The sequence below is a fragment of the Flavobacterium sp. ZT3R18 genome, assembly GCF_007097385.1.
Classification (GTDB): domain Bacteria; phylum Bacteroidota; class Bacteroidia; order Flavobacteriales; family Flavobacteriaceae; genus Flavobacterium.
The window spans coordinates 1-4,557 of the sequence record NZ_VJZS01000043.1; the positions used below are offsets into that span (position 1 = coordinate 1).

Annotated in this window: 3 protein-coding genes and 1 pseudogene; 1 reads left to right on the top strand and 3 read right to left on the bottom strand. The window is 33.4% G+C overall.

Annotated elements, in window-relative coordinates; genetic code table 11:
* Positions 1-222: 222 nt before the first annotated feature.
* On the bottom strand, positions 223-2,508 hold the full coding sequence (locus tag FNW52_RS20305; protein ID WP_143379296.1) for a toprim domain-containing protein: 2,286 nt from the start codon (positions 2,506-2,508) through the stop codon (positions 223-225).
* Positions 2,509-2,673: 165 nt separating this feature from the next.
* Between FNW52_RS20305 and FNW52_RS20310 the strand changes: the two genes are divergently transcribed.
* On the top strand, positions 2,674-3,021 hold the full coding sequence (locus tag FNW52_RS20310) for a helix-turn-helix domain-containing protein (protein ID WP_143379297.1): 348 nt from the start codon (positions 2,674-2,676) through the stop codon (positions 3,019-3,021).
* Positions 3,022-3,151: 130 nt separating this feature from the next.
* On the opposite strand, the gene FNW52_RS20315 is transcribed toward FNW52_RS20310, so the two are convergent.
* Together FNW52_RS20315 and FNW52_RS20320 are read right to left on the bottom strand one after the other, a co-directional pair.
* Positions 3,152-3,508, bottom strand: coding sequence for a hypothetical protein (locus tag FNW52_RS20315; protein WP_143379298.1), 357 nt, complete (start codon positions 3,506-3,508; stop codon positions 3,152-3,154).
* Between the two features lie 2 nt (positions 3,509-3,510).
* Positions 3,511-4,557: pseudogene (locus FNW52_RS20320) on the bottom strand (hypothetical protein); the annotation flags it as partial.

The window sequence follows — 4,557 nt, forward strand, 5'->3', positions numbered from 1 at the left end:
ATTTCACATATTTTGGGTAATTGTTGACTATCGATTTGCTGTAGCCTAATGTTTCTAATTCCTTTCTATAATTATATATTTCGTCATACATTCTATATCTATTATGTTATTGAGGTTGTACTTTTTTGGAACGTGGGACGCTAACTATTCATTTTGCTGTAATTCAATGATTTAACTGTTTTATCATTAACCTCTAGCGTTTCATTAGCGTTTCCTAGTGTCTCATTTGTTGTTTTTTAGTGTTTCAATTTGTAATAGCAATTTATCTTTTATTTTGATTCTCAACTTTTGATAATCATCCCAGTAATCGACTTTGTATTTTAATCCTTTGTTGGCATAACCGCCTATTTGTCTTATGTATTCTAGCTCCAATAAATTTTGTAAATACCGATGTGTTTGACTTTTACTAATGTTAAATGCTTGTCGGATTTCTCTTTGTGTAAAGTCTTTATCTTGTGTTTTTAGATGCTTCTTTAGTCGTTCAAAAAACTGTCTTAAACTTCCGTCCAGTTCATCAACTTTCAAAATAATAGATTCAAAAAGCACTTCCGTAGCCTGTTCTAAATCTTCGATTTGGGTTATGAGTTTGTTGTTTTTTAGTTCTCTATTGTGTTGGTTCAAATAAGTAATTTGCCTAATAATCAACTGGAACATTTCATTTAATCGTCTGATTTTATGCACTTCTTCGGGTAGTTCTAACTTTGTGGCATACGGATTTATGATTTCGTAATCTTTTAAAACTCTAATGATTTGTTGTAATTGGTTCTTTGCCTTTTCCTGTGTTTTCTGGTCAATTTCCCCCGCATATCTTTGGTTTTGATATTGGATTATTCTTTGGCTTTGGGCTTGACTTTCATCAACTGCCAGTAAAAAACTACGGCTCATATTGTCCTCATAAAGTTCGCCTTTCGTGGTTGCTGATAATGAACTAAACACACCTTTAACTTCCTTTTTTGCTGACTTTATATTTCCCTTTTTGTCTTTGATTGATACCGAACTGCTTAACCTTTGATTACTGATTAATTCCCGCATTGCAAACATCGCTTCTTCTTTGAGTCCGTCTAAATCTTCAATGATTATTAGTTTGTTTACCAAGTCAAATTCGCCCCAATTGTAAAGAGAACTTTCCGTAATTCTTGTAAACCGCAAAACATCTTCTTGCGGTATTAAGTCCGCTATTTTACTGATTAAATGTGTCTTTCCGCTTCCGCTTGAACCTTGCACAATGGCGTGTAAAGGACTTTTTGTCTTGTAACTCGAAGCAATGATAAAGAGTAATAATCTTGAATTTTCTTCTCCAATAATCCCGCTTTTCTCGATTAATTTATTGAGTTCTTGAAGTAGGTTTTTTTGTTTTAAAAAATCTATTGTAGTGGTTAATTGTCCGTTGTTGGTTATTGGATTTTTTAATACTTCAGTTGTTGCGTCTTCTATTGAAAAAGAAAAATTTAGTTCGGTTCTCTGCTCTAAAAGATGGATTAGTATTTCTTCAGTATGTCCTTGTAAAAGTGAGTTTATATCTTCATTCTCTGGAGTTTCTATATTGCTTATTTTGAGTTTATTATTTATGGTTTGCAGTTGTTTAGAATATTTTTTTACCGCTTCATTTCCTGCTTTGTCTCCATCAAAAAAGAAGATAATTTCTTCTAATTCTTGTAAATCTTTTATCGCTTGTAAATGTTCTTCCGTTAGTCCATTTGTACCGTAACAACTTAATACGCTGTATTCTTTTGTAATTTCAACTATTTGCAACAAACTCGCTGTGTCAATAATCGCTTCGGTTAAAATCAGTTTTTTGGTTTCCTTTTTCGGATAGTTTGGATATAAACCTTGTCGATTCTTTAAGTAAAAATGTTTGCTTTCTTTCTCGTTTAACGTGCTTCTAAAGTACAATCCAGTAACTTGATTTTCTTTGTTTTTTAGTGCAAAACAGATACTCCATTTACCAAAAACATTATAAGCTAGTTCTCCTGTTCTGCCTTTGTTTCCTTTATCAATTAGTAAACCATACTGCAAACAATTGTCTATGAGTTCTTGGGTTTTCCGTGTGCCGTGGTGGAACTGTCCTGCATTGTAACCGACTTCTATTTTTTTAAAGTCCAGATTTCTGCTTTGTAAATAGTCTTGTGTGGGTTTGCTACTATGTACCGCATTTTTGAAGTATTGGAAAATGTTGTTTAAAAATTGTTCCCGTGATGGATTGGGTTTTGAGCTTGTTGTATTGTTTGGATTATTCGTACCTAAAATTTCTTGTGCTTTTAGAATAGCTTCGTGCTTGGTGGAGTTCTCTTTATGCATTACAAAATCAATTACATCTAAACTTTTGCCGTGGGTTTTGCAATTGGAACTAAAGCAATATGCCGTATGCGTTTTGTAATACACTTGCAAACTCGGTGTTTTGTCTTCGTGGAACGGACAGTTTAAACGGTTGTTTTTGTCTGCTTTTAAATTGTAGTAGTGCAATACCGTAGCTAGAGTTAGATTTTGTTTGATTTGCTGGATTTCCATTGTTGAAAAATAATTTATTTATCTTATTTGAGTAAAACTACTCATAATTGATAACATAGCAATTCGTATAGAAAGGAAAGTTATAAACACATAAGATACAATTTAAACGTATTAGCTTATCTTTGTTGATATTATCACTGTTGATAAATATCTAATACGATTGTTATGACTTTAGGAGAACGCATACAAACATTAAGAAAAGCTAATAATTTAACGCAATCTAAACTAGCAGAAAAAATTGAGCTTTCAGTACCTCAATTAGTTCGTTATGAAACAAAAGGTGTTCAACCTCCAGCAGATGTATTAAGCAAATTAGCTAATGTTTTTGGAACGTCTATCGATTATCTTGTAAACGGAACCATTCAAAACAAAGCAGAAGAAGCAATTGACGATAATTTACTTTTAAAACAGTTTAAAGCTGTGGAGCAAATGAAAAAAGAAGATAAAAACGTAGTTACCAAATTAATAGACGCTTTCATTTTAAAAGCTAATTTGAAACAGCAACTTTCCTAAAAACAAAAAAAGCAACTCGTAACTGAGTTGCTTTTTTGTTTTCATTAACCCGGCTTGTGTGCACGAGCCAGAGGCATCGCGCTAGCCGTTGAACTTATTCCTGCTTGCGCCAGCCAGTGCACCGACAGCTTTAAAATCCAGCTTTCTTAATTTCAACAGAATCATTAATTTCTTGATCTAAAAAAATATTACAATGATCAGGATTTTTAGAGGAAAATTCAATTTTAAAAAATTTATTTAAATATTTATTCCCTGGGACATCTATGTATTCTCCTGATTCATATCTATTGCCTTTATAAAAATAAAAATATCTAGCATCTGTAAAATTTCTTTTGCTATTTATATAAAATACTCTCCCGATGCCATAAACAGTATTGTTGTGGATATCTTCTTCAGTTTGATTTAGATTTTTATTAATAAAAAAATAGGCAATACAAAATAGTAGTACACACACGAAAAAGGTTAAATTATTGTTTTTATTCTCCATTATTACTCCATTATTTTGTCATAAATAGTTCCCATATCATCTCCAATTTTATTTTCAAAAGTTTCAACTGCTCCTCCGGTTGTAAAATCAAACACATTTTGCATAGGTCTATAACCAAGTGTAGCATTAAATTGAGCGCCTATTTTTCCTCCTAGATAATTAGATCCAAAAGTTGATAGAAAGTTTTTACTAAAAGGACTATTAGTTTTCAATCCCTTTTCTCTAGTTAAACTGAAATAAGACTCTCCTAAATTTGAGACAAAAGGATTACTAAATGCAGCAGCAAATAACGGTTGCGAATAATTAAAATTATCGAAACCTCCATTATATGCTACTTGACCTGTAGCATTTGATAATCCATTAAACAAAGCAGTTCTACCAGAATTCAAAGCAAAACCAGCACTAAATGTAGAAAAGTAACCTACTGAAGAAATAGAACTTGACAAAGCAGTTCCTGCATACCAACTACAATATGCCTCATACGACGCAACAATTCCTGCACCTACACCAGCTTCTACAGCTACAGCCGCAGCTACAGGCGCAGCTAAAATACCATAGGTTATTGCAACAGATTTGCCATCAGTTGCAGGCGCATAATCCGCATTATAGGCAGCATTAAGTTTAGGAGAGATACTACTTGCTCCAGTCATTCCGCCAATAACTTCATTGACTCCACCAGCTACTGCTTGCAATGCTTTTGTTGCAACATTTACATTTTTAGTAGCTCTAACGGTAACTTCTGCTAATTCAGTTGCAGGATAAGCTTCTCCTGTATAGTTTCCTGCCGAATCTGTTTTTTCCCAATTATCTCCTTTTGGCTGTGAGTCTGAATTTACTTTAGTATTAGCAGGTTCTAATCCTTCCAACTCTACCATATCAATGACCCTATTCCCACTAAACTGATAAGGAGAATAATATGGGTATTTAGCTTCAAGAGGATCTCTCGCAAAGAACCTTCCCACCCTCGGGTCATGCATCCTAAAGGTATAATTCAAAGAGTTTCCTTCGCCTTTAATTTCGTTGTCCATCTCCTGCCCTTGGAAGCCATA

Bases quoted from the DNA above. Each gene is read 5' to 3' on its own strand.
- FNW52_RS20305 (WP_143379296.1), bottom strand. From the start codon at position 2,508: ATGGAAATCCAGCAAATCAAACAAAATCTAACTCTAGCTACGGTATTG.
- FNW52_RS20315 (WP_143379298.1), bottom strand. From the start codon at position 3,508: ATGGAGAATAAAAACAATAATTTAACCTTTTTCGTGTGTGTACTACTA.
- FNW52_RS20310 (WP_143379297.1), top strand. From the start codon at position 2,674: ATGACTTTAGGAGAACGCATACAAACATTAAGAAAAGCTAATAATTTA.